At 64.4% G+C, this 26,214-nt stretch carries 23 protein-coding genes; 11 read left to right on the top strand and 12 right to left on the bottom strand.

Annotated elements, in window-relative coordinates:
* Nucleotides 1-10 precede the first annotated feature (10 nt).
* The 5 genes from H7A76_RS04015 to H7A76_RS03995 form a co-directional block, all read right to left on the bottom strand.
* Nucleotides 11-676, bottom strand: a complete 666-nt coding sequence (locus H7A76_RS04015; protein ID WP_022638839.1) for a tetratricopeptide repeat protein — start codon at nucleotides 674-676, stop codon at nucleotides 11-13.
* A 35-nt stretch (nucleotides 677-711) separates the two neighbouring features.
* Nucleotides 712-1,377, bottom strand: a complete 666-nt coding sequence (locus H7A76_RS04010; RefSeq protein WP_260497904.1) for a hypothetical protein — start codon at nucleotides 1,375-1,377, stop codon at nucleotides 712-714.
* 158 nt (nucleotides 1,378-1,535) lie between these two features.
* Nucleotides 1,536-2,822: an OprD family porin gene (locus H7A76_RS04005; protein ID WP_185697314.1), complete on the bottom strand. Its 1,287-nt coding sequence runs from the start codon at nucleotides 2,820-2,822 to the stop codon at nucleotides 1,536-1,538.
* 238 nt (nucleotides 2,823-3,060) lie between these two features.
* On the bottom strand, nucleotides 3,061-3,450 hold the full coding sequence (locus tag H7A76_RS04000; RefSeq protein WP_185697313.1) for a nuclear transport factor 2 family protein: 390 nt from the start codon (nucleotides 3,448-3,450) through the stop codon (nucleotides 3,061-3,063).
* A 27-nt stretch (nucleotides 3,451-3,477) separates the two neighbouring features.
* Nucleotides 3,478-4,173 carry a DsbA family protein gene (locus H7A76_RS03995; RefSeq protein WP_185697312.1) on the bottom strand — a complete coding sequence of 232 codons (696 nt, stop codon included), beginning with the start codon at nucleotides 4,171-4,173 and terminating at the stop codon, nucleotides 3,478-3,480.
* Nucleotides 4,174-4,459: 286 nt separating this feature from the next.
* Here H7A76_RS03995 and H7A76_RS03990 point away from each other — a divergent pair, with 286 nt between their 5' ends.
* Nucleotides 4,460-6,550 (top strand): TonB-dependent siderophore receptor, encoded by a 2,091-nt coding sequence (locus tag H7A76_RS03990; protein WP_185697311.1) that lies wholly within the window; start codon nucleotides 4,460-4,462, stop codon nucleotides 6,548-6,550.
* A 70-nt stretch (nucleotides 6,551-6,620) separates the two neighbouring features.
* Here H7A76_RS03990 and H7A76_RS03985 read toward each other — a convergent pair whose 3' ends face one another.
* The 4 genes from H7A76_RS03985 to H7A76_RS03970 form a co-directional block, all read right to left on the bottom strand.
* Complete coding sequence (locus tag H7A76_RS03985; protein ID WP_185697310.1) at nucleotides 6,621-6,821, bottom strand: hypothetical protein; 201 nt, start codon at nucleotides 6,819-6,821, stop codon at nucleotides 6,621-6,623.
* Nucleotides 6,822-7,067: 246 nt separating this feature from the next.
* Nucleotides 7,068-8,174, bottom strand: a complete 1,107-nt coding sequence (gene aguA, locus H7A76_RS03980; RefSeq protein ID WP_185697309.1) for an agmatine deiminase — start codon at nucleotides 8,172-8,174, stop codon at nucleotides 7,068-7,070.
* A gap of 5 nt (nucleotides 8,175-8,179) precedes the next feature.
* Nucleotides 8,180-9,058 (bottom strand): N-carbamoylputrescine amidase, encoded by an 879-nt coding sequence (gene aguB, locus H7A76_RS03975; RefSeq protein WP_185697308.1) that lies wholly within the window; start codon nucleotides 9,056-9,058, stop codon nucleotides 8,180-8,182.
* Nucleotides 9,059-9,334: 276 nt separating this feature from the next.
* Nucleotides 9,335-12,253: an aminotransferase gene (locus tag H7A76_RS03970; protein WP_185697307.1), complete on the bottom strand. Its 2,919-nt coding sequence runs from the start codon at nucleotides 12,251-12,253 to the stop codon at nucleotides 9,335-9,337.
* Between the two features lie 242 nt (nucleotides 12,254-12,495).
* Between H7A76_RS03970 and rfbB the strand changes: the two genes are divergently transcribed.
* The 7 genes from rfbB to H7A76_RS03935 all read left to right on the top strand — a co-directional run bounded on the left by rfbB (nucleotide 12,496) and on the right by H7A76_RS03935 (nucleotide 19,693).
* Complete coding sequence (gene rfbB / locus H7A76_RS03965) at nucleotides 12,496-13,578, top strand: dTDP-glucose 4,6-dehydratase (RefSeq protein ID WP_185697306.1); 1,083 nt, start codon at nucleotides 12,496-12,498, stop codon at nucleotides 13,576-13,578.
* A complete protein-coding gene (rfbA, locus tag H7A76_RS03960; protein ID WP_185697305.1) occupies nucleotides 13,575-14,450 on the top strand; it encodes a glucose-1-phosphate thymidylyltransferase RfbA in 876 nt (291 codons plus the stop codon). Before rfbB ends, rfbA begins: the two co-directional genes overlap by 4 nt.
* The gene (gene rfbC / locus H7A76_RS03955; RefSeq protein WP_185697304.1) at nucleotides 14,447-14,992 is read left to right on the top strand and encodes a dTDP-4-dehydrorhamnose 3,5-epimerase; all 546 of its coding nucleotides are present in this window, start codon (nucleotides 14,447-14,449) and stop codon (nucleotides 14,990-14,992) included. Before rfbA ends, rfbC begins: the two co-directional genes overlap by 4 nt.
* The gene (gene rfbD / locus H7A76_RS03950; protein WP_185697303.1) at nucleotides 14,989-15,870 is read left to right on the top strand and encodes a dTDP-4-dehydrorhamnose reductase; all 882 of its coding nucleotides are present in this window, start codon (nucleotides 14,989-14,991) and stop codon (nucleotides 15,868-15,870) included. The genes rfbC and rfbD overlap by 4 nt, the downstream gene beginning before the upstream one ends.
* A gap of 34 nt (nucleotides 15,871-15,904) precedes the next feature.
* Complete coding sequence (locus H7A76_RS03945) at nucleotides 15,905-17,713, top strand: ATP-binding protein (RefSeq protein WP_185697302.1); 1,809 nt, start codon at nucleotides 15,905-15,907, stop codon at nucleotides 17,711-17,713.
* A gap of 79 nt (nucleotides 17,714-17,792) precedes the next feature.
* Nucleotides 17,793-19,199 carry a sigma-54-dependent transcriptional regulator gene (locus H7A76_RS03940; protein ID WP_185697301.1) on the top strand — a complete coding sequence of 469 codons (1,407 nt, stop codon included), beginning with the start codon at nucleotides 17,793-17,795 and terminating at the stop codon, nucleotides 19,197-19,199.
* Between the two features lie 38 nt (nucleotides 19,200-19,237).
* Nucleotides 19,238-19,693, top strand: coding sequence for a YiiD C-terminal domain-containing protein (locus H7A76_RS03935; protein WP_022644228.1), 456 nt, complete (start codon nucleotides 19,238-19,240; stop codon nucleotides 19,691-19,693).
* A 48-nt stretch (nucleotides 19,694-19,741) separates the two neighbouring features.
* Here the strand turns inward: H7A76_RS03935 and cysQ are convergent, their stop codons facing one another.
* Both cysQ and nudE read right to left on the bottom strand, forming a co-directional pair.
* Nucleotides 19,742-20,584, bottom strand: a complete 843-nt coding sequence (gene cysQ / locus H7A76_RS03930; RefSeq protein WP_185697300.1) for a 3'(2'),5'-bisphosphate nucleotidase CysQ — start codon at nucleotides 20,582-20,584, stop codon at nucleotides 19,742-19,744.
* A gap of 11 nt (nucleotides 20,585-20,595) precedes the next feature.
* Nucleotides 20,596-21,162 carry an ADP compounds hydrolase NudE gene (gene nudE, locus H7A76_RS03925; RefSeq protein ID WP_185697299.1) on the bottom strand — a complete coding sequence of 189 codons (567 nt, stop codon included), beginning with the start codon at nucleotides 21,160-21,162 and terminating at the stop codon, nucleotides 20,596-20,598.
* Between the two features lie 212 nt (nucleotides 21,163-21,374).
* Here nudE and yrfG point away from each other — a divergent pair, with 212 nt between their 5' ends.
* On the top strand, nucleotides 21,375-22,043 hold the full coding sequence (yrfG, locus tag H7A76_RS03920) for a GMP/IMP nucleotidase (RefSeq protein ID WP_185697298.1): 669 nt from the start codon (nucleotides 21,375-21,377) through the stop codon (nucleotides 22,041-22,043).
* 45 nt (nucleotides 22,044-22,088) lie between these two features.
* Here the strand turns inward: yrfG and lysM are convergent, their stop codons facing one another.
* Nucleotides 22,089-22,529: a peptidoglycan-binding protein LysM gene (gene lysM, locus H7A76_RS03915; protein ID WP_185697297.1), complete on the bottom strand. Its 441-nt coding sequence runs from the start codon at nucleotides 22,527-22,529 to the stop codon at nucleotides 22,089-22,091.
* A 135-nt stretch (nucleotides 22,530-22,664) separates the two neighbouring features.
* Between lysM and H7A76_RS03910 the strand changes: the two genes are divergently transcribed.
* Together H7A76_RS03910 and H7A76_RS03905 are read left to right on the top strand one after the other, a co-directional pair.
* The gene (locus tag H7A76_RS03910; RefSeq protein ID WP_185697296.1) at nucleotides 22,665-23,552 is read left to right on the top strand and encodes a LysR family transcriptional regulator; all 888 of its coding nucleotides are present in this window, start codon (nucleotides 22,665-22,667) and stop codon (nucleotides 23,550-23,552) included.
* A gap of 267 nt (nucleotides 23,553-23,819) precedes the next feature.
* Nucleotides 23,820-26,168 (top strand): FdhF/YdeP family oxidoreductase, encoded by a 2,349-nt coding sequence (locus H7A76_RS03905; RefSeq protein ID WP_185697295.1) that lies wholly within the window; start codon nucleotides 23,820-23,822, stop codon nucleotides 26,166-26,168.
* The last annotated feature ends 46 nt before the right edge of the window (nucleotides 26,169-26,214 follow it).

The following is a 26,214-nucleotide window of genomic DNA, read 5'->3' as shown; positions in this document are numbered from 1 at the left end:
CGCCTCTGCCTCAGGGCAGGCTGATCTTGTACTGGGCCAGCTTGGCCTGGTGCTGGGGCTCGACGTACTTCTGGTTCACCAGCTTGGCGAACTTGCTGAAGTCGCTGCGGGCATCGTCGGTCAGGCCCAGTTTGTCGTAGGCAAGACCGCGGTGATAGAAGGCCCAGGCATAGTCTGGCTGGCGTAGCAGGCCGGTGCTGTAGGCTTCGGCGGCCTCGCGGTATTGCCCCAGGTCGTAGAGCGTCTGGCCCAGGTGGTAGTAGGTCGGCATGTTGAAGCCGCCGCCCTTGCCCGTCTCGCCCAGGTTGGCGTCGAGGTTGGATTGCACCAGTTCCAGGGACTTCTGCGGGTTGCCCGCCTCACGATACAGGCGGCTCAGGTCCAGCACCGCACGGGCATCGGGCTTGCCTTCCAGGGCGATGGACTTTTCCTTGGCGGCAATCGCTTGCGGATAGCGCTTGAAGCTGGCGTAGGCATCGGACTTGAGCCAGTACACCAGGCTCTGCATGCCCGGCGGCAACTGGTTCTTCTCCAGGCACAGGTCGGCCTGTTGCAGCACCACGTCGAATTTCTCGGCCTTGGCGGCCTGGCCCACCATGCGGCAATGGGCATAGTTGATCTGGTCCTGGCTCTGCAGGCCGGCACAACCGGTCAACAGCACGGATCCCAGGAGCAATAGCGCTCCACGAACAGACGATGAAGGCATGGCGTTCAATCCAGCAGATGGGCGTTGAGGTCAGGGCGATAGACTTGCAGCAACGGCGCGGTGACGGTGCCCTGCAAGCTGCAGAAGATCGTGGTGCGGCCGGCGATCGGCTCCTTGTCGATACCTTTGTCGATGCTCAGGACCCGCTCGACGAAACCGAACGGCGTCGCCACGCCACCACCGGCCTGGCCCTGGGTCCGCCATTGCTGGATCGGATCACCGACCCGGCGAATCTCCACCCGGCTGAAAGCACCGCGGTCGTCCTTCAAGCGGGCGTTATCCGCCAGCAGCGGCTTGAGGCGCGCGGCCACGTCCTGGGGCATGCCCTCGGCGACGAACCCCCAGAACAGCATATTGCCCACCGACTTCATCGACATGGCTTCGTTGTAATAACCCACCAGGCGCACGCCCTTGACCACCAAGGGCTGCGCGAACGGCTGGTAGCGACCGCCTTCCTGCAGCGGGTTCATGACCTGGGGCGCCTTGACCGCGCCGTACTGGGCCAGGCTCAAGGTACCGGCCGGCAGTTGGGCGGTGTTCAGGCTCTGGAAGAACTGCGCGTCGCAACGGGAGAAATCACTCAGCAACTGCTCGGGCGAGGTCGCTTGCTGGCCCTGGGCGATGCTGGCGACACCCAGCAGGCACAGGCCGGACAACAGGGAACGGAACATCAAGATCATCCGTGAAGGGGAAAGGGGGGACGGAATTTAGCAAGATCGATATCAAACGGCCACAAGTCGCCCGCGACCTTATAGGCACAAAAAAGCCCCGAACCAGTCGGGGCTTCTTGCATGGCGCCACCTGTCGCCAGGTGGTGATCAGGCGTTCATCAGAACACGTTGATCGGGTAGTCGACGAATACCCGCAGTTCGTTGCCACCCACGTTGTAGTCGGAAGACTTCTGCGATACGCGCAGGACCGAACTGCGAACCTTCACACTCAGGTCCTTGGCCGGGCCGCTCTGTACCACATACTTGAACTGGTTGAAGATTTCGCGCTCGCTGCCGCCGGAAGACGTCGCGGTGGTGATGTTGTCGCCACGCACATAGGCCACGTTGTAGGTCAGGCCCGGTACGCCGAAGGCGCCGAAGTCCAGGCCGTAGCCCAGCTGCCAGCTGCGTTCGTCTTCGGCGTTGAAGTCGGACCAGTAGGAGTTGGCCAGGTAGATGGTATTGCCGCCATCGCCCACGCGACCTTGATCACGCTGGTAGCCGCCATAGGCATAACCCAGGTGGCTGTCGCCGGTGCTGCGCTGGTGCGCCAGGGTGAAGGAGTGCGGGCCGGTGGCGTAGGTGGCCGCCAGGCTCCAGATCTTGTTGTCCTGGCCGCCGGCCTTGGCCTTGTTGGCGTAGGACTTGTCCAGCTTGGTGCGGTAGCCGTTGAAGTCCAGGGTCAGGGACTGGTCGGTGGCCAGCGGGAACACGTAGTTCAGGTTCATGTACTGCTTCTTCAGCACGTCTTCGACGTCGGAAGCGTACAGGGCGCCCTTGAACTGCTCGGTGAACTGGTAGCTGCCGCCCAACACGTTGATGGACTTCAGGCCACCGCTGTCACGACCTTCGTCGCTCTTGCGCGATTCGGCGGTGAAACGACCGGCGTTCAGCTCCAGGCCCTTGATCTCCTTGGAGGTGATCAGGGTACCGGTGTAGCTTTCCGGCAGCAGGCGCGCATTGTCGTAGTTCAGCACCGGCAGGGCCGGCATCTGGTCGCCGTAGGTCAGCACGGTGTTGGAGATGCGGAACTTGACCGCGGCGCCAGCCTTGGCCAGGTCGTTGGCGGCCTTGCCGCTGTTGTCTTGCTTGAAGAAGTCGATGCCGCCGGCACCGCTGCGGCCCTTGCCGCCGTCCAGGCGCAACGCGTACAGGCCGAAGGCGTCGACGCCCACGCCCACGGTGCCCTGGGTGAAACCGGAGGAGAAGGTACCGATGAAGCCTTGGCCCCACTCGGCCTTGTCCTTGTTACCGTCCTTGTAGTCACGGTTGATGTAGGCGTTGCGCAGCAGCACTTTCAGGCTGCTGTCTTCAACGAAACCCTTGGCGTCGGCCTGGCCGTCGGCCATGGCTTGTGTAGCGCTCAAAATCCCCAGTGCAATCAAGCAGATCCGCTGTTTAGACATTTTATTTTCCTTATTACGGTTTGATGACGCGCTGTGAGCTTGTGCGGCTATGGCGTTTGAACGCTCTTCTACCGTCGAAACAAAAAGCCCGCCCACATGGGATGGTGGCGGGCCTTTTATCATTCTGAAATATGGCTCTGAGCCACAGGCGTTGGGGCGAATCCTATCTGCGCCCTCAACAACGTGTCAATTTCGTGAATCGTCTTTGAATAGCTGAAAATGTTCTAAGAATAGCGGGCTAGAGCATCGCCCGTTGCACGCTGTGACTGTCCACGAACTGCTCGAAATGGGTCACTTTGCCATCCTTTAGCGTCCACAGGTGGGCGACCCGCACATCGATAGGTTTACCCGAGGCCTTATAGATGCCCCGGTAGTTGCCATAGGCGAAGACCTTGTCACCCTGGGCCACATAGTTCTCGACCTTGAAGGTGAAGTCTTGCCACTCGCTGCCAAGGCGCTTGAAGACATGCTCCAGCACTTCTTCGAAACCGATATAGGTACCGGCATAGGGGAAGCCCGCCGCTTCGGTCCAGCGCGCATCGGGGGCCAGGGCCGCCGCGGTATTGCGCGCGTTTTCCTGGGAGTTGGCACCTTCGTAGGTGCTTTTGATCAACGCAAGGTTATCCATGGGTGACTCCACTGGGTTCAGGTGAATTCAGGGTGTGCAACCGTCCAGGCCACAGGTTGGGGTCGCACCGGCGCGCACGCCGCTGTCCAGGCCCAGTGAATCCTGCAGCCATCGGGCGAAGGCCTCGGGCTTGCCCAGCCAGGGGCTGAGGTCAAGCAACTGATAGTGCCCGTCGCGCTCCAGGGCCAGGGTCGGGAAGCCCTGGCCGCCAACCTCGGACAGCAGTGCCCGGCTGGCCTTTATATGTTCGTCCACCTCGTGGGCCAGCGCCTGGTCGAAAGCCGTGGCAAAAGCTTCCCGGGCAAAACCCAAGGTTTGCGCCAGCTCCAGCAGCACCTCGCGCTCGGCAATCCGCCGCCCCTCCACGTAGTGGGCGGTTTGCAACCGGCCCAGCATTTCCAGGCCACGGCCAGCCAGGGCCTGGGCCGCCAGCACGGCGGCAATCGGTGGCGCCGAATCGAAGATCGCCGTGTGATCGCGCAACAGGCCTTCGAAATAGGCTTCACCGAACGGTTGCCCGGTGTACTCGGCAATACGTCGGTCATGGGGCATGACGTAGTCGCGCAATTGCGGCGATACCGGCTGGCGGTTGCGGCCGCTCATCATGCCGCCACCATGGGCCACCACCGGCAGCACCGCCTGGGCGGCCTGGACCAGTGGCTTGGCGCCATAGCACCAGCCGCACAGAGGGTCATGAATGTAATGAAGGGTGGCCGAGGACATACGCAGGCTCCAGCAGGATCGTGAAAATTCGACAGCTGCAGCCTATGCCCCCACGGCTTGGGAAAAAACCTCGAAATGCCTTCCAGACTGTTTCAGGATCCGGTCGAATCGCGCCGTTGGATGCGCAAGACAGGGCCGGTGGACGGCAAGAGATGAATCGCTACAGCTTTGACATAATTAGAAACAACAGATGTGAAATGGTTTTAGCAAATAGTTAACACAAGCAAATAGCAACCATTACTATTCGCGCCTTCCCGAATCACCCCCTCTCGGATGCGCGACAACCATGCCTGCCCATTTCCGCCTCACTCCCCTGTCCCTGGGACTTTGTACCCTGCTGACCGCCGGTTTCGCCTGCGCCGCCGGTACCACCCTGCCGACGACTTCCATTCGTGCCGAAGCAGGGGCCGACCCCGATGATCCGCGGGTCCGGGAAGTCAGTACCGCAACCCGCACTTCGACGCCTGCACGCTACGTGCCCCAGGCCATCGACACGGTCAAGACCGCCAACCTGCGGGACTACGGCACCAACGACCTGGGCAGCGCCTTGAGCGGCATCCCCAACGTCAGCAGTGGTGCCGACACCCGCTTCGACAGCGTGCGCATCCGTGGTTTCGACGCGAGCAACGACTTCTACCTGGATGGCATCCGCGACGACAGCCAATACGTGCGCGACCTGCACAACATCGAGCGGATCGAAGTGCTCAAGGGTCCTGCGGCAGTGCTCTATGGCCGGGGCAGCCAGGGCGGCATCATCAACCGGGTGAGCAAGCTGCCCGAGGCCGGTCGCCGTTCCAGCGTCGAAGTCCAGGGCGGCAGCCAGGACCTGCGCAGCCTGTACGCCGATCTCAGCGCCGACCCGACGGACAACATCAGCCTGCGCCTGAACCTGGGCAACGAAGACAAGAACAGCTTCCGCGATGGCATCGACGGCAATCACCGCCAGCTGTTCGCCCCCTCGATGAGCTGGCAACTGACACCGGAGCTGAACTGGCTGGTGCAGTACGAGTACAGCCGCTACGACCGCACCCCGGATCGTGGCATCCCGGGCAACCCGCTGACCGGACGCCCCGCCGACGTCAGCCACAAGACCACCTACGGCGATACCCAGCGCGACTACATCAACGACCGCGCCCAATCGCTGCGTTCGCGGCTGAACTATGAGCTGAACGAGCAGTGGCAACTGCGCCATACCTTCAGCCTGTTCAAGCTCCAGAGTGATTTCGACAATACCTACCTGACCACCTACAAACCGGCGACGGGCCAGGTGGACCGCCAGCGCTGGCAACAGGACCTGAGTACCCGCAACCTGTACAACACCGTCGAGCTCGAAGGCCATGTCCAGACCTACGACATCGAGCACACCTTGCTGGTGGGCCTGGAGATGGGCGAGCAGCGCCGCCACTCGCTGCTCAACCAGGGAGTGGGCGTGCCCTCGGTGCCATTGAGCGGTTCCACGCCAGGTAGCCAGCACAAAGGCACAATGAAGGCGTTCAGCAACAACCTGACCCAGGTCGAGAGCACTGGCCTGTACCTGCAAGACCAGATTCGCCTGAACGATGAGTGGCAACTGCTGGCCGGTGTACGCTTCGACCGTTTCGAAGTGGACACCACCAGCAGGCTTTCAGGCCTGCGCGAGAAGCAGGACAGCACCAGCACCAGCCCGCGCGTGGGCGTGGTCTACACCCCCTGGAAAGATCACTCGTTCTACGCGTCCTGGAGCAAATCCTTTGCCCCGGTCGGTGGCGGCCTTATCGGTATTACCCCGGGCGCCAAGGGCAACACCAACCAGACCGATCCGGAGCTGACCCGGCAGAAGGAAATCGGGGTCAAGAGCGAGTGGCTCGACGAGCGCCTGGGCACCACCCTGGCCCTGTACGAAATAGAACTGTACAACCGTCGTACCGAGGATCCGCTGAACAAGGGGACCTACCTGATGACCGGCCTGCAGCGCTCGCGAGGCATCGAGCTCACCGCCACCGGCAATGTGGTCGGCAACTGGTATGTGCGCGGCGGCATGGGCCTGCAGGACGCGACTATCGTCAAGGACGACAACGGCAACCAGGGCAACCGTGTCAATGATGTGGCCAAGCGCAATGCCAGCCTGTTCGTCACCTGGAAGCCGGAACTGGGCTGGTATGCCGAGACCGGCCTGACCCTGGTAGGCGACCGCTATGCCGATCCGCAAAACAAGTTCGTACTCCCCGGCTACGGCCGCTGGGACGCCCTGGCCGGCTACCGGCACAAGGACTGGGATGTACGCGCGGCGCTGAACAACATCGCCAACCGCGACTACTACAGCTCCGCCACCAGCGCTTCCCAGATCCAGCCGGGCGACCCGCGCAGCCTGGTGGTCACCGGGACCTACAGTTTCTGATCCGTGCGGATCACCGGCGAAAAAAAAAGCGCTGCCATCCCGGCAGCGCTTTTTCACGATCCTTGTCTTTCTATCCTTTCACCACGTCCCACAACGCTTGCAGTTCCGCCTCGCTGAGCAAACCAGCGGGGTAACGCTCAATGATGATCCGGCGCGGATCAGGTTCCCTGATCTGACGCGTTCCATTGGATTTCAACCATTGCACCAGAACTTGCAGCGCTTCGTTACTCATTGCCAAGGGATGCGATGCCCGCTCGCTGACCATATTCATTCCAGCGCTCTCTCCCGGTTTCTGAGCGGCCTAACTTATCCAAGGTTTATGACAGAACATCAGAGTTCCACATGTCTCAGAATCACCACCAGGCAGATACAAGAGCTATGCCAATATGCCTGGCGCGACGACGTGCGGTCATGAAAAAGCCCGCGGCCCATCTGGGCCGCGGGCTGGCTGGAAGTCCCCGGGGCAAGCCCGGGGTCGAGCCCGTCGAACCGGCGACAAGTTCTGTTACAACGGCACTCAAACTCGGCGCGGAGCAGGCTGTTGTTGGGTAAGGCAGTGGATATTCCCGCCGCCCAGTAACAGTTCGCGCCCGGGCACCATCACCACTTCGTGCTCGGGGAACAATTGCTGCAGGATCGCCTTGGCGGGTGCATCCATCGGATCATCGAAGCTCGGGGCGATGATCCCACCGTTGACGATCAGGAAGTTCACGTAGGAGCCGGCCAGGCGCACCGACGGGTTGCGTTCCTGGCTGCCGGCCACCACATCGACCCCGGCGCACTCTTCCTCGGTGGCGAACAGCGGCCCGGGGATCGGCATCTTGTGCACCTTGAAGGCGCGCCCCTTGGCGTCACGGGTGTTTTCCAGCACCTGCATGGCCGCCTGGCAACGCGGATAATTCGGGTCCTGCGGGTCGTCGGTCCAGGCCAGCAATACTTCACCCGGGCGCACGTAGCAGCAGAAGTTATCCACGTGGCCATCGGTCTCGTCGTTGTACAGCCCATCGGGCAGCCAGACGATCTGCTCCACCGCCAGGTGATCGCGCAGAACGGCTTCGATCTGCTCGCGGGACAGGTGTGGATTGCGGTTGTGGTTGAGCAGGCATTCCTCGGTGGTGATCAGGGTGCCTTCGCCATCGACGTGGATCGAACCGCCCTCGAGCACGAAGCCTTCGGTGCGGTATTCCTGGCAACGCTCGATCTCCAGCACCTTGCTGGCTACCTGCTCGTCGCGGTTCCAGGGCGCGTACAGGCCGCCCTCGAAGCCACCCCAGGAGTTGAAGCCCCAGTGCACGCCACGCACTTCGCCGCTGTCGTTGATGACGAAGGTCGGGCCAGTATCGCGGACCCAGGCGTCGTCGCTGGACATCTCCACCACACGGATATTGGGTACGTCCAGGCGCGCCCGGGCGTTTTCATATTGGGCCGCGGAGACTGCCACGGTCACCGGTTCGAAGCGGGCGATGGCCTTGGCCACCGCGGCATGGGCTGCCTGGGCCGGCTTGCCGCCCAGGCGCCAGTTGTCCGGACGCTCGGGCCAGATCATCCAGGCCTGGGTCTGGGGGGCCCACTCGGCCGGCATGTAGAAACCGTCGGCGCGCGGCGTGCTGTGCAAAGTACTCATAGTGTTCAGGACTCCAGGGAACCGTCGAGGGTTTTCAGGGCGCCATAGAGGTTCGGACGGCGGTCACGGAAACTGCCCCAGGCGCTGCGGATGTGCTCGAGCTCGTCGAGGTCGAAACTGTGCACAAGGATACCTTCTTCGGTCTGGTTGAGCTCCTGGACCTTCTCGCCGAACGGGTTGGCGATGAAGGACGAGCCGTAGAAGGTGATGTCGTAGCCGTCCTGCTCCTCGTTGCCGATGCGGTTGCTGGCCACCAGCGGCATCAGGTTGGCGCCGGCATGGCCCTGTTGCACCCGCTGCCAGTGGTCGCGGGAGGAAATGCTCGAATCGTGGGGCTCGCTGCCGATGGCGGTGGGGTAGAACAGGATTTCTGCCCCCTGCAAGGCCATGCTGCGCGCACACTCGGGGAACCACTGGTCCCAGCAGATGCCCACGCCGATCCTGGCGTAGCGGGTGTTCCATACCTTGAAGCCGGTGTCCCCCGGGTTGAAGTAGTACTTCTCGTGGTAGCCGGGGCCGTCCGGGATATGGCTTTTACGATAGATCCCGAGGTTGCTGCCATCGGCGTCGATGATCGCGACGCTGTTGAAACGTGCCCGGCCGGCCAGCTCGAAGTAGCTCACGGGCAACACCACCTGCAGCTCCCGGGCAAGCTTCTGGAAATGCGCGATGGCCACGTTGGACTCGGTCGGCGTGGCCAGTTGCAGATAGTCCGGATTGGGTTTCTGGCAGAAGTACGGGGTCTCGAACAACTCCTGGACCAGGATGATCTGCGCGCCCTTGGCGGCGGCTTCGCGCACCAGTTTCTCGGCGGTGTCGAGGTTGGCCTCAAGGTCCCAGGAACAGGCCATCTGGGTAGCGGCGACGGTAACGGTACGGCTCATGGATCAACTCCTGGACGAATGGGCGCAGTCGATGACGACGGTAATGGGCAGGACGCAGCGGCGCCTACCCGACAACGGCCATTTTATATCCGATAAAAATCGACTTTAAAAGCGTATAAATCATTTCAACAAACAAATAATCGACATAAAACCGATATAAATCGACTTATCAGGCCAAATAGTTGCGGGATAAAGCACTTGGCCGGCCTCCTTTTCCACAGGCTGGACACTGCGGACGGATGGCCGGCCAAGGGAGGACCGCAATGAGCAGCGATCCTAGAGGTCTTCGTCGAGCACCTTGGACAGCATGTCGACGAAGAAATCGACGCTCTGCCGGGTGGTGACCATCGGCGGCTTGATCTTGAGGATATTGAGATAGTCGCCGGTGGGCTGCATGAAGATCCCCAGCTCGCGCAGGCGCTCGCAGAGCAGGGCGGTTTCCTCGGTGGCCGGCTCCAGGGTCTGGTGATCGCGAATCAGCTCCAGGCCCAGGTAGAACCCCGAGCCATGCACCGCGCCCACCAGCGGATGCCGCTCCTTGAGCGCCTCCAGGCGCTGGCGGAAATGCTCGCCCACCACCCGCGCGTTGTCCCAGAGCCCTTCGTCGCGCATCACATCCAGCACCGCGATGCCGATACGGCAGCTGACCGGGCTGCCGCCGGACGAGGAGAAGAAATACCCCTCGGCCTCCAGCGCCTCGGCGATCTCGCGCCGGGTGATCACCGCGCCCAGGGGCTGGCCGTTACCCATGCCCTTGGCCATGGTGATGATGTCCGGCACCACGCCTTGCTCCTGGAACCCCCAGAAGAATTCGCCCATGCGGCCATAACCCACCTGGACCTCGTCGGCGATGCACACCCCGCCCCGCTCCCGGACCCGCTGGTAGACCTGGTGCAAGTACCCCTGGGGCAACGCGATGCCGCCAGCGTTGCCATATACCGGCTCGCAGATGAAACCGGCCAGCTGGCGCCCTGCCTCGTCGAGCTTGGCCAGTTGCTGGTCGACGCTGCGCAGGTACTGCTCCGTGGTGTCCGGGCCACGGAACTGGCCACGGTAGGTGTTGGGTGCGGTCACCGGGTGGACCCAGTCCGGACGGCTGTCCAGGGCCCGGGGGTTGTCGGCGATGGAGGTGGAGACCGCATCGGCGGCTACCGACCAACCATGGTAGGCCTCCAGCACGCTGAGCATGTCGCGACCGCCGCTGTAGGCCCAGGCCAGGCGGATCGCCAGGTCGTTGGCCTCGGTGCCGCTGTTGACCAGGAATACCCGGTCCATGGAGTCCGGTGCCAGGGCCAGCAGGCGCTCGGAAAACTCGGCGATGGCCGCGTAGTGAAAGCGTGAATTGGTATTGAGCAACGACCACTGGCGCGCGGCCTCGGCGGCCATGCGCGGGTGGCCATGGCCAAGCACCGCGACGTTGTTGAGCATGTCCAGGTAGGAACGCCCTTGCATGTCGATCAGGTGGTTGCGCCAGCCGCGCTCGATCCGTGGCGGATCGACGTAATAATGCTTCTGGGTGCGGGCAAAACTGGCGTCGCGCCGAGCCAGCAGGGCCTGGGCGTCCACTTCCGGCTCGGCATCGCAGGCCAGCCCCAGCAGCGCCGCCGGCGACGGGCACAAGGCCTGCCAGGCCGGGGCCCGTGAGGGGCTGCAGAACAGCGGCGGCGTAAGTTCGGTACTGCGGCAGAGCTGGACCTTGAGCCGGCCGTCGGCGGCCACCGCTCCCAGCACCTGGCCCTTGACCAGCGCCGCCCCTGGATGCAGCGAGGCCTCGACGCCCCACAGGCGCAGGCTCGCCCCCGGGCCGTCCAGGCGCAGCACGCCGTCCGCGGCCGTGTGCAGGACGCCGGCGAACGGCGCCTCCACCGTGGTGCCAGCAGGCACTTGCAACTGCACATGCAACGGGCAGGTCTGGGGTTCGTGCGCGCAGTCGGGCTGGGTCCGGGACAAGCGGTACTGACCGTAGCGGCTCGCGGCCAGGCCATGGGCAGCCCCGGCTTCGGCCAGCAAGCGGTCGTCGATGCCCGGCTGCTCCCAGTTGCCCGCCTCGAAATGCGGGCTGAGCACCCCCAGGTCGATCAGGGCGAACTCACGCCCCACCAGGCTCGGCAACAGCGCAGCGAAGCCTTCGCTGGCAATGGCCGGCAGTGCCTGGCCAACGGCGCTGAGAATGGCCGCCTCCATCAGCTCGAACGGCACCGAGACGGCGACCCGGAAGATCTCCCATTCGTGGCTCAAGTTAGCGCGACTGTAGGGGTTGTCCGGATCGATAGCCACCTGCTGCTCGCCACTGAGCACCAGCACCGCGGCCCGGGCCACGATCAGTGGCCAGAGCGCCAGCAGCTCCGCCCGTTGCAGCGGATTGACCTGGTGATAAGCCTGGATCGCCGGCAGGATACGCAGCGGATCGCCCTCGACGTGGTGCAACAGCGAGGCACAGGTCACCGACAGGTCGGTGATGCGCCAGGTGCGAACCAGGTCGCCGAAGTCGATCACTCCCTGCAACTGCCAGTGGCGCGTCGCGTCACGCTGCCAGACCACGTTGTCGTCGGTGATGTCCATGTGGATCGCTTGCACTGGCAACTGCTCGACCAACGGGCGCAGGCGTCGCTCGGCACGCTGTGCCGCAGCGGCGACCTGGGCACGCCGCTGGGGGTTCTCGATGACCGGGAGCAGGTGTTCGGTCAGTGCCTGGGCGTGCCGGGCGTCCCATTGCAAGGTGCGCTCCAGCCCCGGGTGCTGGAAATCCGCCAGGGCCAGGTCCATTTGCCCACAGAGTCGGCCCAGGCCGGCCACCAGTTCCACTCCCAAGTGCGGCAGGTGAGTCAGGGAGCGGCCGTCTATATAGTCGAGCAGGCGCACATGCAGGGCTTGCCCGGCAATCTCCAGGGTCAGCAGCTCTTCGCCGTCGCTGGCCGGGATGACCCTGGGAACCCGTAGCCCGGGATGTTGTCGCAGATGCCTGAGACCTTCGTGCTGGGCCTGCAACTCCAGGGCGGCGTACTCGCCACGGCAGATCTTCAGGACAAAACGGCCTTGGGCAGTATCGACGCGGTAGTTGAGGTCCTGCTGGCTGCCCAGGGACTGCAGGGTGCCGTGCAGCCCATAGTGGGCCTGCAGCAACTCCAGCGCCTGCTGCGGGGTAACCTGCGGACTGGGCAGGCTGGCACGGTGGATCAAGGTGGCGAGCAACATACGGCGATCCCTGGAAATTGTTATTGGCCGCCTATATCGCCACTGGCCGAGGCGTTGCGCAACCCCTTGTGGAGCACGGAACAGAAAGTAATCACGACGGCGGCGCGATGCATCTTCAGAATTCTCAGACCATTCGTGATGTAATCAATGGTCGATGGCTATTGCACCACCGACTTCATGCCGACAAGCTATGCTGCTTTTCTTGCAGCAACCGATCTACTCAAGGATACAGGCCACTTCACATGCGCATTCTTGTCACCGGCGGAGCCGGTTTTATCGGATCGGCCCTGGTCCGCCACCTGATCCAGCACACGGAACATGAAGTCCTGAACCTGGACAAGCTGACCTATGCAGGCAACCTGGAATCGCTGCACAGCATCGCCAGCAACAGCCGCTATGAATTCGTCAAGGCCGACATCGTCGACCAGGCCACCGTCAGTGCCGTGCTGGCCCGCTTCCAACCCCACGCCATCATGCACCTGGCGGCCGAGTCCCACGTGGATCGCTCCATCGACGGACCGTCGGACTTCATCCAGACCAACATCGTCGGCACCTACAGCCTGCTGGAAGCGACCCGCGCCTACTGGCAGCGGTTGCCCGAGGCGGAAAAAGCCGCCTTCCGTTTCCACCACATCTCCACCGACGAAGTCTATGGCGACCTGCATGGCGTCGACGACCTGTTCACCGAGTCCACGCCCTATGCCCCCAGCTCGCCCTACTCCGCGAGCAAGGCCGCGTCCGACCACCTGGTCCGCGCCTGGCAGCGCACCTACGGCCTGCCGGTCCTGATCACCAACTGCTCCAACAACTATGGCCCGTTCCACTTCCCCGAAAAGCTGATCCCGCTGGTGATCCTCAACGCGCTGGCGGGCAAGCCACTGCCGGTCTATGGCAACGGCCTGCAAGTGCGCGACTGGCTGTACGTCGAGGATCATGCCCGGGCGCTGCTCAAGGTGGTCACCGAGGGCGTGGTGGGCGAGACCTACAACATCGGCGGCCATAACGAGCAGAAGAATATCGACGTGGTGCGCGGCATCTGCAGCCTGCTGGAAGAGCTGGCTCCGCAGAAGCCCCAGGGCGTGGCCCACTACGCCGACCTGATCACCTTCGTCCAGGACCGCCCCGGCCACGATCTGCGCTATGCCATCGACGCCGGCAAGATCGAACGCGAGCTGGGCTGGGTACCCGAGGAAACCTTTACCAGCGGGCTGCGCAAGACCGTGCAGTGGTACCTGGAAAACCTCGAATGGTGCCGGCGGGTACAGGACGGCAGCTACCAGGGCGAACGCCTGGGCTCCACCGACATCAAGGACCTGATTGCATGATCAAGGGCATCGTATTGGCAGGTGGGTCCGGTACCCGCCTGCATCCCATCACCCTCGGCGTTTCCAAGCAGCTGTTGCCGATCTACGACAAACCGATGATCTACTACCCGATCTCGGTGCTGATGTTGGCCGGCATCCAGGACATCCTGATCATCTCCACCCCCCAGGACCTGCCCCAGTACCGCAACCTGCTGGGCGACGGCAGCCAGTTTGGCGTGCGCTTCAGCTACGCCGAGCAACCTTCGCCAGATGGCCTGGCCCAGGCCTTCCTGATCGGCGAGCAGTTCATCGGCGATGACCCGGTCTGCCTGATCCTGGGCGACAACATCTTCCACGGCCAGCATTTCAGCGACCAGTTACTCAACGCCGTAAAACGCACCAAGGGTGCCACGGTGTTCGGTTACAGGGTCAAGGATCCGGAACGTTTCGGGGTCATCGACTTCGACAGCGCAGGCCGGGCCTTGTCCATCGAGGAAAAGCCCAAGAAACCCAAGTCCAGCTATGCCGTCACCGGCCTGTACTTCTATGACAACGACGTGGTGCAGATCGCCAAGCAGGTCACGCCTTCGCCACGGGGCGAACTGGAGATCACCGACGTCAACAACGCCTACCTCAAGCGCGGCGACCTGCATGTGGAATGCTTCGGCCGTGGTTTCGCCTGGCTCGATACCGGCACCCATGACAGCCTGCTGGAGGCCTCGCAGTACGTGCAGACCATCGAGCACCGCCAGGGCCTGAAGGTTGCCTGCCTGGAAGAGATCGCCTACGAAAATCGCTGGATCAGCCGCGAGCACCTGCTCGAACGCGCGGCCTATTTTGGCAAGACCGGCTACGGCCAGTACCTGTTCACCCTGGCCGGAGAAGCCCAATGAAGGTCATTGCCACCGAACTGCCCGGCGTGCTGATCCTCGAGCCCAAGGTGTTCGGCGACGAGCGCGGTTTCTTCTACGAAAGCTTCAATGCCAAGGTCTTCGCCGAAGCGACCGGGGTCGATGTGCAGTTCGTCCAGGACAACCACTCGCGCTCGCAGAAGGGCGTGCTGCGCGGCCTGCACTACCAGTTGCAGAACACCCAGGGCAAACTGGTGCGCGTGACCCAGGGCGAAGTACTCGACGTCGCCGTCGATATCCGGCGCAGCTCGCCGCACTTCGGCCGCTGGGTGGCGGTGCGCCTGTCGGCGGCCAATCATCGCCAGTTGTGGGTACCCGAAGGCTTTGCCCATGGTTTCGTGGTGCTAAGTGACTTCGCCGAGTTCCTCTACAAGACTACCGACTACTACACGCCATCGGCAGAGCGCAGCATCCGCTGGGACGATCCGACGCTGGCCATCGACTGGGAGCTCACCGAGCCCCCACAACTCTCCGCCAAGGACCAGGCAGGAAGCCTGTTGACTGAGGCCGACCTGTTCCCATGAATACGCCCTTGAAGATCCTCATCAGCGGCCAGCACGGCCAGGTTTCCCGCGAGCTGCAAAAGCGCCTGGGCGACCTGGGCGAACTGCTGGTGCCGGGCCGCGCCCAGTTGGACCTGAGCCATCCGGAGCAGATCCGCCAGCAGGTGCGCACACTGCGCCCCGACCTGATCATCAACGCCGCCGCCCACACCGCGGTCGACCAGGCCGAAAGCGAGGCGGAACTGGCCTACGCGATCAACGCCACCGCGCCCGGGATCTTCGCCCAGGAAGCCTTCGACCTGGGCATCCCCTTGATCCACTACTCCACCGACTATGTATTCGACGGCAGCAAGGACAGCCCCTACGTCGAGGAAGACGAGCCCAATCCGCTGAGCGTCTATGGCCAGAGCAAGCTGGCCGGCGAACGGGCCATCAACCTGGTGCAGGGCCAGCACCTGATCCTGCGTACCAGCTGGGTCTATTCCAGCCATGGCAAGAACTTCCTCCTGACCATGCAACGCCTGTTGCAGGAGCGCCCGGAACTGCGCGTGGTGGCCGACCAGATCGGCGCCCCGACCTGGGCCGGCACCATCGCCAATAGCACCCGGGCCCTGATCGAGCGCTGGCAGGCAGGAAACCCCGGAGCCTGGGGCACCTACCACCTGACCGCTCATGGCCAGACGTCCTGGTTCGGCTTCGCCCAGGCCATCGGTGAACAGCTGCTGGCCCTGGACAAGCCCTGCGCGATACTGGAAGCCATTCCCTCCAGCGCCTACCCGACCCCGGCGCCACGACCGCTGAATTCGCGCCTGGACTGCAGCCGCCTGGAGCGGGAGTGGGGCGTGACCCAGCCGGACTGGCACACCGCATTGCGCGAGTGTCTTGCCGAGCAGGGCTAGGCATAATGCGCCTGTAACCACAGGCGCCGTTTCCATGACCCCACCCCTTCCCCGTCGTCCTCGCTGGCGCAGCCTGGCCCTGCTGGCGCTGTGCCTGGCACCGCTGCTGTGGCCACTGCAGCACTTGGCGGAACGCTACTACCGCAATGAGCTGGCCGGGCAGAACCGCCAGACCCTGGACCTGTACGTGGCCAACCTGCTGGGCACCCTGCACCGCTACGAGGTGCTGCCACAGATCCTCGGCGACCTGCCCGCACTACGGGCGGTACTGGGCGCCCCGGACGATGGCGTGACCCAAGGCAACGCCAACCGCCTGCTGAAGAACATCAGCGCCCAGACCGGTGCCGAGGTCATGTACCTGATGGACACCAGCGGCAACACCCTGGCGGCCTCCAACTGGGACAAGCACGACAGCTTCGTCGGGCGTAACTTCGCCTTCCGCCCCTATTTCAGCGAGGCCATGGCCGGGCGCCTGGGGCGCTTCTTCGGCCTGGGCACCACCTCGGCCAAGCGTGGCTATTTTTTCGCCGCCGCGGTGCGCGACGGCGAGCGCATGCTCGGCGTGCTGGTGGTCAAGGTGGACCTGGACCACACCGAGCGCCTCTGGGGCAAGACCCCGGAACAGTTGCTGGTGACCGACCACAATGACGTGGTGATCCTGACCTCGCGCCAGGAATGGCGATTTCGCGCGACCCGGGCCCTGAGCGAACAGGAACACCAGGCGATCGACGCCATCCAGCCCTACCCGACCCGCGACCCGCGTCCGTTGAACCTCAATCCCGATGCCTGGCTGACCCAGACCCAGAAGATCGAGGAGACCGGCTGGAGCGTCAGCATCCTCGCCCCGCGGACACTCATCGACCGCCCAGTACGAACCGTGGTGGCGGTGGGCGCCGCCGCGCTGCTGGTGCTGATGCTGCTGCTCGGGCTGATGATGCAGCGGCGCCGGCACTACCTGGAGCGGATCGCCTTCGAAGGCAAGGCGCGACGCGAGCTGGAGATGCGCGTGGCCGAACGCACCAGCGACCTGGAAAACCTCAACCGGCGCCTGAAACAGGAAGTGCTGGAGCGTGAGAACGCCCAGCAGGAGTTGGTGCGCGCCCAGGACGACCTGGTCCAGGCCGGCAAGCTCTCGGCGCTGGGCACCATGTCCGCCAGCATCAGCCACGAACTCAACCAGCCCCTGGCGGCGATCCGCAGCTATGCGGAGAACGCCGAGGTGCTGCTGGACCATCAACGCACCGACGATGCCCGGGCCAACCTCAAGCTGATCAGCGAACTGACCGGGCGCATGGCCTCGATCATCACCCACCTGCGGGCCTTTGCCCGGCGCGATCACCACGCACCGGAGAGCGTCGCCCTGCAGCCGGCCCTGGACGATGCCCTGGCCCTGCTGGCCAAGCGGCGCCGGGCCATGGATGTGGAGCTGATCCGCGACCTGCCGGCCGCCACCCTGTGGGTCGAAGCCGGGGAAACCCGCCTGCGCCAGGTGCTGGGCAACCTGCTGGCCAACGCCCTGGATGCCCTTACCGAAAAAGGCCCACCGCGCAAGCTGTGGCTGAGTGCCGAATCCACCGCCACGGGCGTCAACCTGTGCATTCGCGACAACGGCCCGGGGTTCTGCATGGAAGCCCTGGGCCGGGCTGGCGAGCCGTTCTATACCACCAAGACGCGAACCCAGGGCCTGGGACTCGGATTGGCGATCTGCGACACGCTGATGCGGGCTTTCGGCGGCGAGTTGTCGTTCGCCAACCATCGCGAAGGCGGTGCGCTGATCACTCTGCGCCTGCGAGCCGGGGCTCCAGGGGTCAGTCCGCAGCCGTCCGAGGATCGCGGAGTATGAGACACGACGCAGCCCGCAAGCCGATAATCCATGGACCGGCCAGGCATGGCTGGCCACGACACGACCTGGAAAGCCACCGATGACCCGTCCCGACAGCCTCGCCCCCCAATTGCAAGTGGTGTTGATCGACGACGACCCGCACCTGCGCCAGGCCTTGAGCCAGACCCTGGACCTGGCCGGGCTCAAGGTCCTGTCCCTGGGTGAAGCCCAGGGCCTGGCCGAGCGCCTGGAACGGGATTGGCCGGGGGTAGTGGTCAGCGATATCCGCATGCCCGGCATCGACGGCATGGAACTGCTGGCCCAGTTGCACGCCCAGGACCCGGAGCTGCCAGTGCTGCTGATCACCGGCCATGGCGACGTGCCCCTGGCGGTGCAGGCGATGCGCGCCGGGGCGTATGACTTCCTGGAGAAACCCTTCGCCAGCGATGCCCTGCTGGACAGCGTGCGCCGCGCCCTGGCCTGGCGCCGCCTGGTGCTGGACAACCGCTGCCTGCGCCTGGCCCTGAGCGATCGCCAGGAGCTGAACGCCCGGCTGGTGGGCCAATCGGCTCCCATATTGCGCCTGCGCCAGCAGATCGGCGCCCTGGCAGCGACCCGCGCCGATGTGCTGATCCTCGGCGAAACCGGGGCCGGCAAGGAGGTGGTGGCCCGGGCCCTGCACGACCTGTCGGGACGGCGCAACGGGCCGTTCGTCGCGATCAACGCCGGGGCCCTGGCGGAGTCGGTGGTGGAGAGCGAACTGTTCGGCCATGAGCCTGGAGCCTTTACTGGCGCGCAAAAGCGCCGCATCGGCAAGTTCGAGTTCGCCAATGGCGGCACGCTGTTCCTCGATGAAATCGAAAGCATGAGCCTGGATGTCCAGGTCAAGCTACTGCGCCTGCTCCAGGAACGGGTGGTGGAGCGCCTGGGCGGCAACCAACTGATCCCGCTGGATATCCGCATCATCGCCGCGACCAAGGAAGACCTGCGCCAGGCGGCGGACCAGGGGCGCTTTCGCGCCGACCTCTATTACCGCCTGAACGTGGCGCCGCTGCGGATTCCGCCACTGCGCGAGCGCGGCGAAGATGTGCTGATGCTGTTCCAGCACTTTGCCGATGAAGCCAGCAACCGCCACGGCCTGCCGGCCCAGGAACTGCAACCGGGACACCGGGCCCTGCTGCTGCGCCACGATTGGCCGGGCAACGTGCGCGAATTGCAGAACGTCGCCGAACGCTTCGCCCTGGGCCTGGAGCTGGCCCTGGACAACGGTGATCCAAGCCAGGCTCCGGCCGCGACCGCAACGCCGATCGGCGGCGGCCTGAGCGAACAGGTCGAGCATTTCGAGAAATCGCTGATCGCCGCCGAAATGACCCAGCCCCACAGCTCGCTGCGCAGTCTCGCCGAGGCCTTGGGCATCCCGCGCAAGACTCTGCACGACAAGCTGCGCAAGCATGGCCTGAACTTCGCAGACAGCGGCGCCGGACAACCCGGCGACGAATCGGAATGAACCACTCCCAGCCATCTCCCGACCCCCGAGGCCCGTGCATGAACCGCGACAGTCGATACCTGGAATCCATCCTCCACCATGACATTCCCCTGACCCGGGAAATGGGCCTGAAGGTGCTCGACTGGCAGGCGCAACAACTACGCCTGCAACTGCCCCTGGAGGCCAACGTGAACCACAAGAGCACCATGTTCGGTGGCAGCCTCTATTGCGGCGCGGTACTGGCTGGCTGGGGCTGGCTGCACTTGCGGCTCAGGGAGGAGGGAATCGAGGACGGGCACATCGTCATCCAGGAAGGGCAAATCAGCTACCCGCTGCCGGTCACCGGTGACGCCCAGGCGATCTGCGCGGCCCCGGAGGACAAGGTCTGGAAGAAATTCCTGTCGATGTACCAGCGCTACGGTCGGGCGCGCCTGACCCTGCACACCAAGGTGGTGAATGCCGGCAGCGAAGAAGACGCGGTGCTGTTCGCCGGCCAGTACGTGCTGCACCGCTGAAACCGGCCTGCCCCGGGACTTCACCCGGGGCTCGGGCCGCCTGCGGTATCAGCTCTGCCCGTCCTGGGCGCCACAGAGTTCCAGCAGCCTGGCCCGCCAAGGTGCCTTGGCGGGCAATGCCACGAAGAAATCGTTGAGCAACGACTCCCGGGGCGGATAGCAGAACGGCGCGCCGGCAAGATCCAGCACTTCGCCCCCGGCGCCTTCGAGCACGCCCTGGGCCGCCGCCGTGTCCCATTGCGATGTGGGCGCCAGCCGTGGATAGCAGTCCGCCGTCCCTTCGGCCAGCAGGCAGAACTTCAACGAGCTGCCGATATTGGCCAGTTTCAGCTCACCCAGGGTGGCGCTCAAGCCACTGAGCAGGCGCTCTTGCGCCGGGCTCGAATGGCGTCGGCTGGCCACCACGGTGAAGGCCTCGCCAGCCACCGGTTGCTCGCGCACAGTGATCGCCCGCAGCGGCTGGCCGCGCTCGGCACGCCAGGCGCCCAGGCCGGCGCCACCCAGGTAGCAACGGCCATTGGGGGGCATCGCTACCACGCCGAACACCACGCGCCCCTGCTCGATCAGGGCGATGTTGACGGTGAACTCCTCGCTCCCGGCAATGAACTCCTTGGTACCGTCCAGCGGGTCCACCAGCCACCAGCGCTGCCAGCTGGCCCGGGTCGCCTGGGGAATGTCGGCGTCTTCCTCGGACAGCACCGGGATGTCCGGGGCCAAGGCCTTGAGACCGGCGACGATCAAGTGGTGCGCGGCCAGGTCGGCCGCCGTCACCGGGGATTCGTCGGCCTTGTGCTCGACCGCCACATCGGCGCGCCAGAACGGCAGGATGGCGTCGCCGGCACGCAGCGCCAACTCCATTACCGGAGCCAGGAAAGGATGGGGAAGCGTCATCGATATCTCACTCATGCTTGAAAGACCCCGCGCTGGCTCAGCAGGTCGCGGGCCAGGTACAACGCGGCCAGGGCCCGGCCTTCGCTGAACTGGGGATTCTGCGCCAGGGCGGACAACTCTCGCAGGTTGACCTTGTCGACCCGCATTGGCTCGGGCTCGTCACCCTCCAGGCGCTCTTCGTACAGGTCGGTGGCCAGCACCACCTGGATCTTCTGGCTCATGTAGCCCGGGGACAACGACAGCTCGGTCAGGTGCTCCAGCTGCCGCGCACCAAAGCCGGCTTCCTCCTTGAGCTCACGCTCGGCCGCCGCCAGCACATCCTCGCCAGGCTCGATCAGGCCCTTGGGCAAGGACAGCTCGTAGGCATCGGTGCCGCCGCAGTATTCCTCCACCAGCACCGCGTGCTCGGCATCGAGCATCGCCACGACCATCACCGCACCATAACCCGCGCCCCGTCCCACCAGCCGCTCGTAGGTGCGTTCGGCGCCATTGGCGAACCGCAGTTGCAGCTGTTCGACACAGAACAGGCGACTGGAAGCGACGATCTCTCGGGCGAGTACGGTGGGTTTCTGACGCATGGCGGGCTCCTTGGCGATAGCGGGTTACTATACAGCCTGTTTGAAAGTGACTGGGTTGCAGATTGCGGCGGCGCGCAGGCGCTGCGAGACCTATTGTTTACTGCGTGTGATCGCCCCTGGCGGGGCCGTTTTTCTACGCCGGGTGCACGGCCTTGGCCCCTCCCGCTTCGCCGGCCCTGGCGGTCGATCGTTTTCCACTGGAGAAGTAGTCAATGGCCCTGATGCCCTGGCGCGATATCGATACCGTCCTGCTGGACATGGACGGCACCTTGCTGGACCTGCACTACGACAACCATTTCTGGCTGGAGCACCTGCCCCAGCGCTATGCCGAGCTGCACGGGGTGAGCCGGGCCATGGCGGAACTGGAACTGCGCCCGCTGTTCGAGCGTAACGCCGGTCGGTTGCAGTGGTATTGCCTGGACTTCTGGAGCACCGAGCTGAAGCTGCCGGTACGCGAGCTGAAGCTGGAAACCGCCCACCTGATCGCCCTGCGTCCGGACGCCGACACCTTCCTCGCAGCACTGGGGCGCGCCGGCAAGCGGGTGGTCCTGATCACCAATGCCCATCGCGACTCCCTGTCGTTGAAGCTGGAGCGGATCGAGCTGGCACCCTACTTCGAACGCCTGATCAGTTCCCACGACTACGGTTTTCCCAAGGAGGATCCGCAATTCTGGGAAGCCCTGCAGGCCGATATCCGCTTCGACCCGACCCGCAGCCTGTTCATCGACGATACCTTGCCGATCCTGCGCAGCGCCCGGGACTTCGGGATCGCGCAATTGCTCGCGGTCAGCCAGCCGGACAGCCGCAAGGGGCCGAAGGACACGGAGGAATTCGCGGCGCTAGGGGATTATCGGGAATTGCTCGAGGGCTTGGTCGAGTAACAGGCCCGCATTCGCGCAGGCCTGTTGGCGACGCGGGCTATCGACTCACTCGGGAATGCGCAGGACCTGGCCCGGATAGATCTTGTCCGGATGGGACAGCAGGGGTTTGTTGGCCTCGAAGATCTTGTTGTACTTGTTGGCATCGCCGTATTGCGCCTTGGCGATGGCACTCAGGGTATCGCCCTTCTTCACGGTGACGAAGACCGCCGTAGCCGCGGCCGGGCCGCTGACGGTGATCTGGTCCTCGACGCTGCCGACGCCGGCGATGTTGCCCAGGGCCAGGAGGATCTTCTCCTTCTCTTCCTGGCTCGCCACCTCGCCCTTGACGATGACCTTGTCGCCTTCCACCGTCGCCTGGACATTGGGGTTGCCCAGGCCGACCTTGGCGATGTGCTCCTTGAGCTGCTCACTGGCATTGGCGTTACCGGGGGTCAGCAGGTCGATCAGTTTCTCGCCCGCTTCCTTCACAAAGCTGAAAATGCTCATGTCGCACACTCCTTGGTTGATAGTTCCAGATGCGAAAGACTAGACCAGCCTGGCCGATCCAGGTTCCCGGCCGACCACTGACCCAGGCCGCGCTGGCACGGTAGAATCCCGGCCTTTTGCCGTACCGGAGCGAAGATGGACATCAAGCAGCTGAAATTCCTCATCGCCCTGGATGAAACCCGCCACTTCGGCCAGGCCGCCGCGCGCTGCCATATCACCCAACCGACCCTGTCGATGCGCCTGCGCAACCTCGAGGAAGAACTCGACCTGCCGCTGGTCAACCGGGGCCAGCGCTTCGAAGGCTTCACCGCGCCCGGCGAGCGAGTCCTGGCCTGGGCCCGCACCGTGCTCACCGCCTACGACGGACTGCTGGCCGAGGCCGCCGCCTGCCGGGGTAACCTGGTGGGCACCTTGCGCCTGGGAGTGGTACCGCTATCGAGCTTCGACCCGCAGCCACTGATACAGCGCCTGCATGCCGAACACCCGCACCTGCGCTTCGAACTCTGCTCCCTGAGTTCCGAGCAGATTCTGGAGCAGTTGGCGAGCAATCGCCTGGACCTCGGGGTGTCCTACCTGGAACGCCTGGACGGCGAGCATTTCGACTCCCTGCCCCTGGCCCAGACCCACATGGGGTTGTTGTACGACCAGCGGCATTTCAGCTTCGGCGAACAGCCCCTGAGCTGGGAGGCGCTGACAGAATTGCCCCTGGGCCTGCTGACCAGCGGCATGCATTTTCGCCAGTCCATCGATCACAACTTCCATATCCGCGGGCTGCATCCGCAACCAGTCTTGCAAACCGACGCCGTCCATCAACTGGTACAGATGGTCCACGGCGGCCTGTGCTGTGCGGTGATGCCCCTGGGCAGCGGCCTGCAAGCCATGACCGAACACCTGCGCCTGCAGCCGATAGAAGATGCCCAGACCCTGGCCCGCCTGGGTTTGATCATGCGCCGCAGCGCGCCACGCTCGGCCCCGGCCGAGGCCTGCTTCGCCCTCTACCGTGAACTCCTCGACGATCGTTGATCGACGCTATCTATCAAGGGATCAGTACTAGCAATTAGACGCGACACAATGCCGCGCTTAGGCTTGGCCACCAGTACGCCGCTGATCCCCCGATGAACGCCAAACGCCCGCCCTGCGCAGCGCCAGCTCCTGCGAGGCCCGCCCCCGTGCTCGCTTCTCGAGCTTGCGCCACTCCCGGCAAGGGCCGCGTCATCACCGTCACTACCTTGTCCACCTGCCGCATCGCAGCGCACTGCGGCCCGACAGCCCCGCGATGGAGAGTCGCCCGTGAGTACACATAACCAAGCCGACCAGAAACCCGTGGCCCGCTACAAGCCCTACAAGGGGCCGGCCGGCGGTTGGGGTGCCCTGATCAGCGTGGCCCAGGCCTGGCTGACCAGCGACAACGCCCTGAAGAACATCCGCATGATGCTCAAGACCAACCAGAACGGTGGCTTCGACTGCCCGGGCTGCGCCTGGGGCGACTCGCCGGAAAGCGGCATGGTCAAGTTCTGCGAAAACGGCGCCAAGGCAGTGAACTGGGAAGCCACCAAGCGCCGGGTGGACGGCGCCTTCTTCGCCAGGCACAGCGTCAGCTCCCTCTTGGAACAGAGCGACTACTGGCTCGAGTACCAGGGCCGACTGACCGAGCCGATGAGCTATGACGCGCAGACCGACCGCTATCGCCCCATCAGCTGGGAAGACGCCTTCAGCCTGATCGCCCGGCACCTGCTGAACCTGCCGAGCCCGGACATGGCCGAGTTCTATACCTCGGGCCGGGCCAGCAACGAGGCGGCCTATCTCTATCAATTGTTCGTACGGGCCTACGGCACCAACAACTTCCCCGACTGTTCGAACATGTGCCACGAAGCCAGTGGCGTGGCCCTGGCGCAGAGCGTCGGGGTGGGCAAGGGCACGGTGACCTTCGACGACTTCGAGCACTCGGACGCGATCTTCGTCTGGGGCCAGAACCCCGGCACCAACCATCCGCGGATGCTCGAACCCCTGCGCGAGGCGGTGAAGCGCGGTGCCCAGGTAGTGTGCGTCAACCCGCTCAAGGAGCGCGGCCTGGAACGCTTCCAGCACCCGCAGAATCCCCTGGAGATGCTCACCAACGGCAACCGCCCCACCAACACCGCGTACTTGCGCCCAGCCCTGGGTGGCGACATGGCGTTGCTGCGCGGCATGGCCAAGTTCCTCCTGCAATGGGAACGCGATGCCCAGAAGGCCGGGACCGAAGCCGTGTTCGACCACGACTTCCTCAACACCCACACCGCCCAGGTGCTGGAATACCTGGGCACCCTCGACGACACCCCATGGGAGCAGATCGTCGAGCAGTCGGGCCTGACCCTGGTGGAGATCGAACAGGCGGCGCGCATGTATGCCAAGGGCAAGAACGTCATCATGTGCTGGGCCATGGGCATTACCCAGCATCGCCATTCGGTGGCGACCATCCAGGAAATCGCCAACCTGATGCTGCTGCGCGGCAACATCGGCAAGCCCGGCGCCGGCCTGTGCCCGGTCCGCGGCCACAGTAACGTCCAGGGCGACCGCACCATGGGCATCAACGAGCGGCCGCCGGTGGCCTTCCTCGACGCCCTGGAGCGGCGCTTCCAGTTCAAGGCGCCCAGGACCAACGGCCATAACGTGGTCGAGGCGATCCACGCCATGCTCGAAGGCCGTTCCAAGGTATTCATCGGCCTTGGGGGCAACTTCGCCCAGGCCACTCCGGACAGCGAGCGGACCTTCCAGGCCCTGCGCAACTGCGACCTCACCGTGCAGATCAGCACCAAGCTCAATCGCAGCCACCTGGCCCACGGCAAGGATGCACTGATCCTGCCGTGCCTGGGCCGCACCGACATCGACCTGCAGGCCGGCGGCCCGCAAGCGGTGACCGTGGAAGACTCCTTCAGCATGGTCCACGCCTCCAACGGCCAGTTGCAGCCGCTGTCGGTGCACATGCGTTCCGAACCCTGGATCCTCGCCGGCATCGCCTCGGCCACCCTGGGCAACCGCCCGGTGGACTGGAGCTGGCTGGCAGCCGACTACGGGCGCATCCGCGACCTGATCGCCGACACCATCCCGGGCTTCAAGGAATTCAACGAGCGGCTCAAGCACCCAGGCGGCTTCTACCTGGGCAACGCCGCCGGCGCCCGCCAGTGGAACACCCCTTCGGGACGCGCCAACTTCCGCGCCAACCTGCTGCCTAGGGACCTGATCGACGAACGCACCCGGGCCAGTGGCCAGTTGCCGGACCTGATCCTGCAATCGATGCGCTCCCACGACCAGTACAACACCACCATCTACGGCCTCGATGATCGCTATCGTGGGGTCAAGGGCCAGCGCGACGTGCTGTTCGCCAACGAAGCGGACATCATCCGCCTGGGTTTCAAGCCGGGGCAGAAAGCCGACATCGTGTCGTTGTGGAACGATGGCCGCGAACGGCGAGTCAAGGGTTTCACCCTGCTGGCCTTCGATATCCCGACCGGCCAGGCTGCGGCCTACTACCCGGAGGTGAATCCGCTGGTGCCGCTGGAAAGCACCGGCGACGGCAGCCACACACCGACCTCCAAGTTCATCGCCATCCGCCTGGAAGCTGCCAGTGACAACGGCCTGATCATGGCCCGCTCGGCCTGATCCTCCACGCTTGCAACAGCGTTGCCCCAGGCACGAAAAAGGCCGC

This window comes from Pseudomonas sp. MSSRFD41 (assembly GCF_014230245.1).
GTDB classification, from domain to species: domain Bacteria; phylum Pseudomonadota; class Gammaproteobacteria; order Pseudomonadales; family Pseudomonadaceae; genus Aquipseudomonas; species Aquipseudomonas piscis.
Note: the sequence above shows the minus strand (reverse complement) of the source record. Positions and strands in the feature narration are given on the sequence as shown.

Excerpts from the sequence above, each read along its gene's own strand:
- rfbD (WP_185697303.1), top strand. The coding sequence starts at position 14,989 with ATGAATACGCCCTTGAAGATCCTCATCAGCGGCCAGCACGGCCAGGTT.
- H7A76_RS04005 (WP_185697314.1), bottom strand. The coding sequence starts at position 2,822 with ATGTCTAAACAGCGGATCTGCTTGATTGCACTGGGGATTTTGAGCGCT.
- H7A76_RS03990 (WP_185697311.1), top strand. The coding sequence starts at position 4,460 with ATGCCTGCCCATTTCCGCCTCACTCCCCTGTCCCTGGGACTTTGTACC.
- H7A76_RS03910 (WP_185697296.1), top strand. The coding sequence starts at position 22,665 with ATGGACATCAAGCAGCTGAAATTCCTCATCGCCCTGGATGAAACCCGC.
- H7A76_RS03970 (WP_185697307.1), bottom strand. The coding sequence starts at position 12,253 with ATGTTGCTCGCCACCTTGATCCACCGTGCCAGCCTGCCCAGTCCGCAG.
- nudE (WP_185697299.1), bottom strand. The coding sequence starts at position 21,162 with ATGCGTCAGAAACCCACCGTACTCGCCCGAGAGATCGTCGCTTCCAGT.
- rfbB (WP_185697306.1), top strand. The coding sequence starts at position 12,496 with ATGCGCATTCTTGTCACCGGCGGAGCCGGTTTTATCGGATCGGCCCTG.
- H7A76_RS03945 (WP_185697302.1), top strand. The coding sequence starts at position 15,905 with ATGACCCCACCCCTTCCCCGTCGTCCTCGCTGGCGCAGCCTGGCCCTG.
- cysQ (WP_185697300.1), bottom strand. The coding sequence starts at position 20,584 with ATGACGCTTCCCCATCCTTTCCTGGCTCCGGTAATGGAGTTGGCGCTG.
- rfbA (WP_185697305.1), top strand. The coding sequence starts at position 13,575 with ATGATCAAGGGCATCGTATTGGCAGGTGGGTCCGGTACCCGCCTGCAT.
- lysM (WP_185697297.1), bottom strand. The coding sequence starts at position 22,529 with ATGAGCATTTTCAGCTTTGTGAAGGAAGCGGGCGAGAAACTGATCGAC.
- H7A76_RS03995 (WP_185697312.1), bottom strand. The coding sequence starts at position 4,173 with ATGTCCTCGGCCACCCTTCATTACATTCATGACCCTCTGTGCGGCTGG.
- H7A76_RS03935 (WP_022644228.1), top strand. The coding sequence starts at position 19,238 with ATGAACCGCGACAGTCGATACCTGGAATCCATCCTCCACCATGACATT.
- yrfG (WP_185697298.1), top strand. The coding sequence starts at position 21,375 with ATGGCCCTGATGCCCTGGCGCGATATCGATACCGTCCTGCTGGACATG.
- rfbC (WP_185697304.1), top strand. The coding sequence starts at position 14,447 with ATGAAGGTCATTGCCACCGAACTGCCCGGCGTGCTGATCCTCGAGCCC.
- H7A76_RS03985 (WP_185697310.1), bottom strand. The coding sequence starts at position 6,821 with ATGAATATGGTCAGCGAGCGGGCATCGCATCCCTTGGCAATGAGTAAC.
- H7A76_RS04000 (WP_185697313.1), bottom strand. The coding sequence starts at position 3,450 with ATGGATAACCTTGCGTTGATCAAAAGCACCTACGAAGGTGCCAACTCC.
- H7A76_RS03940 (WP_185697301.1), top strand. The coding sequence starts at position 17,793 with ATGACCCGTCCCGACAGCCTCGCCCCCCAATTGCAAGTGGTGTTGATC.
- aguA (WP_185697309.1), bottom strand. The coding sequence starts at position 8,174 with ATGAGTACTTTGCACAGCACGCCGCGCGCCGACGGTTTCTACATGCCG.
- H7A76_RS04010 (WP_260497904.1), bottom strand. The coding sequence starts at position 1,377 with ATGTTCCGTTCCCTGTTGTCCGGCCTGTGCCTGCTGGGTGTCGCCAGC.
- aguB (WP_185697308.1), bottom strand. The coding sequence starts at position 9,058 with ATGAGCCGTACCGTTACCGTCGCCGCTACCCAGATGGCCTGTTCCTGG.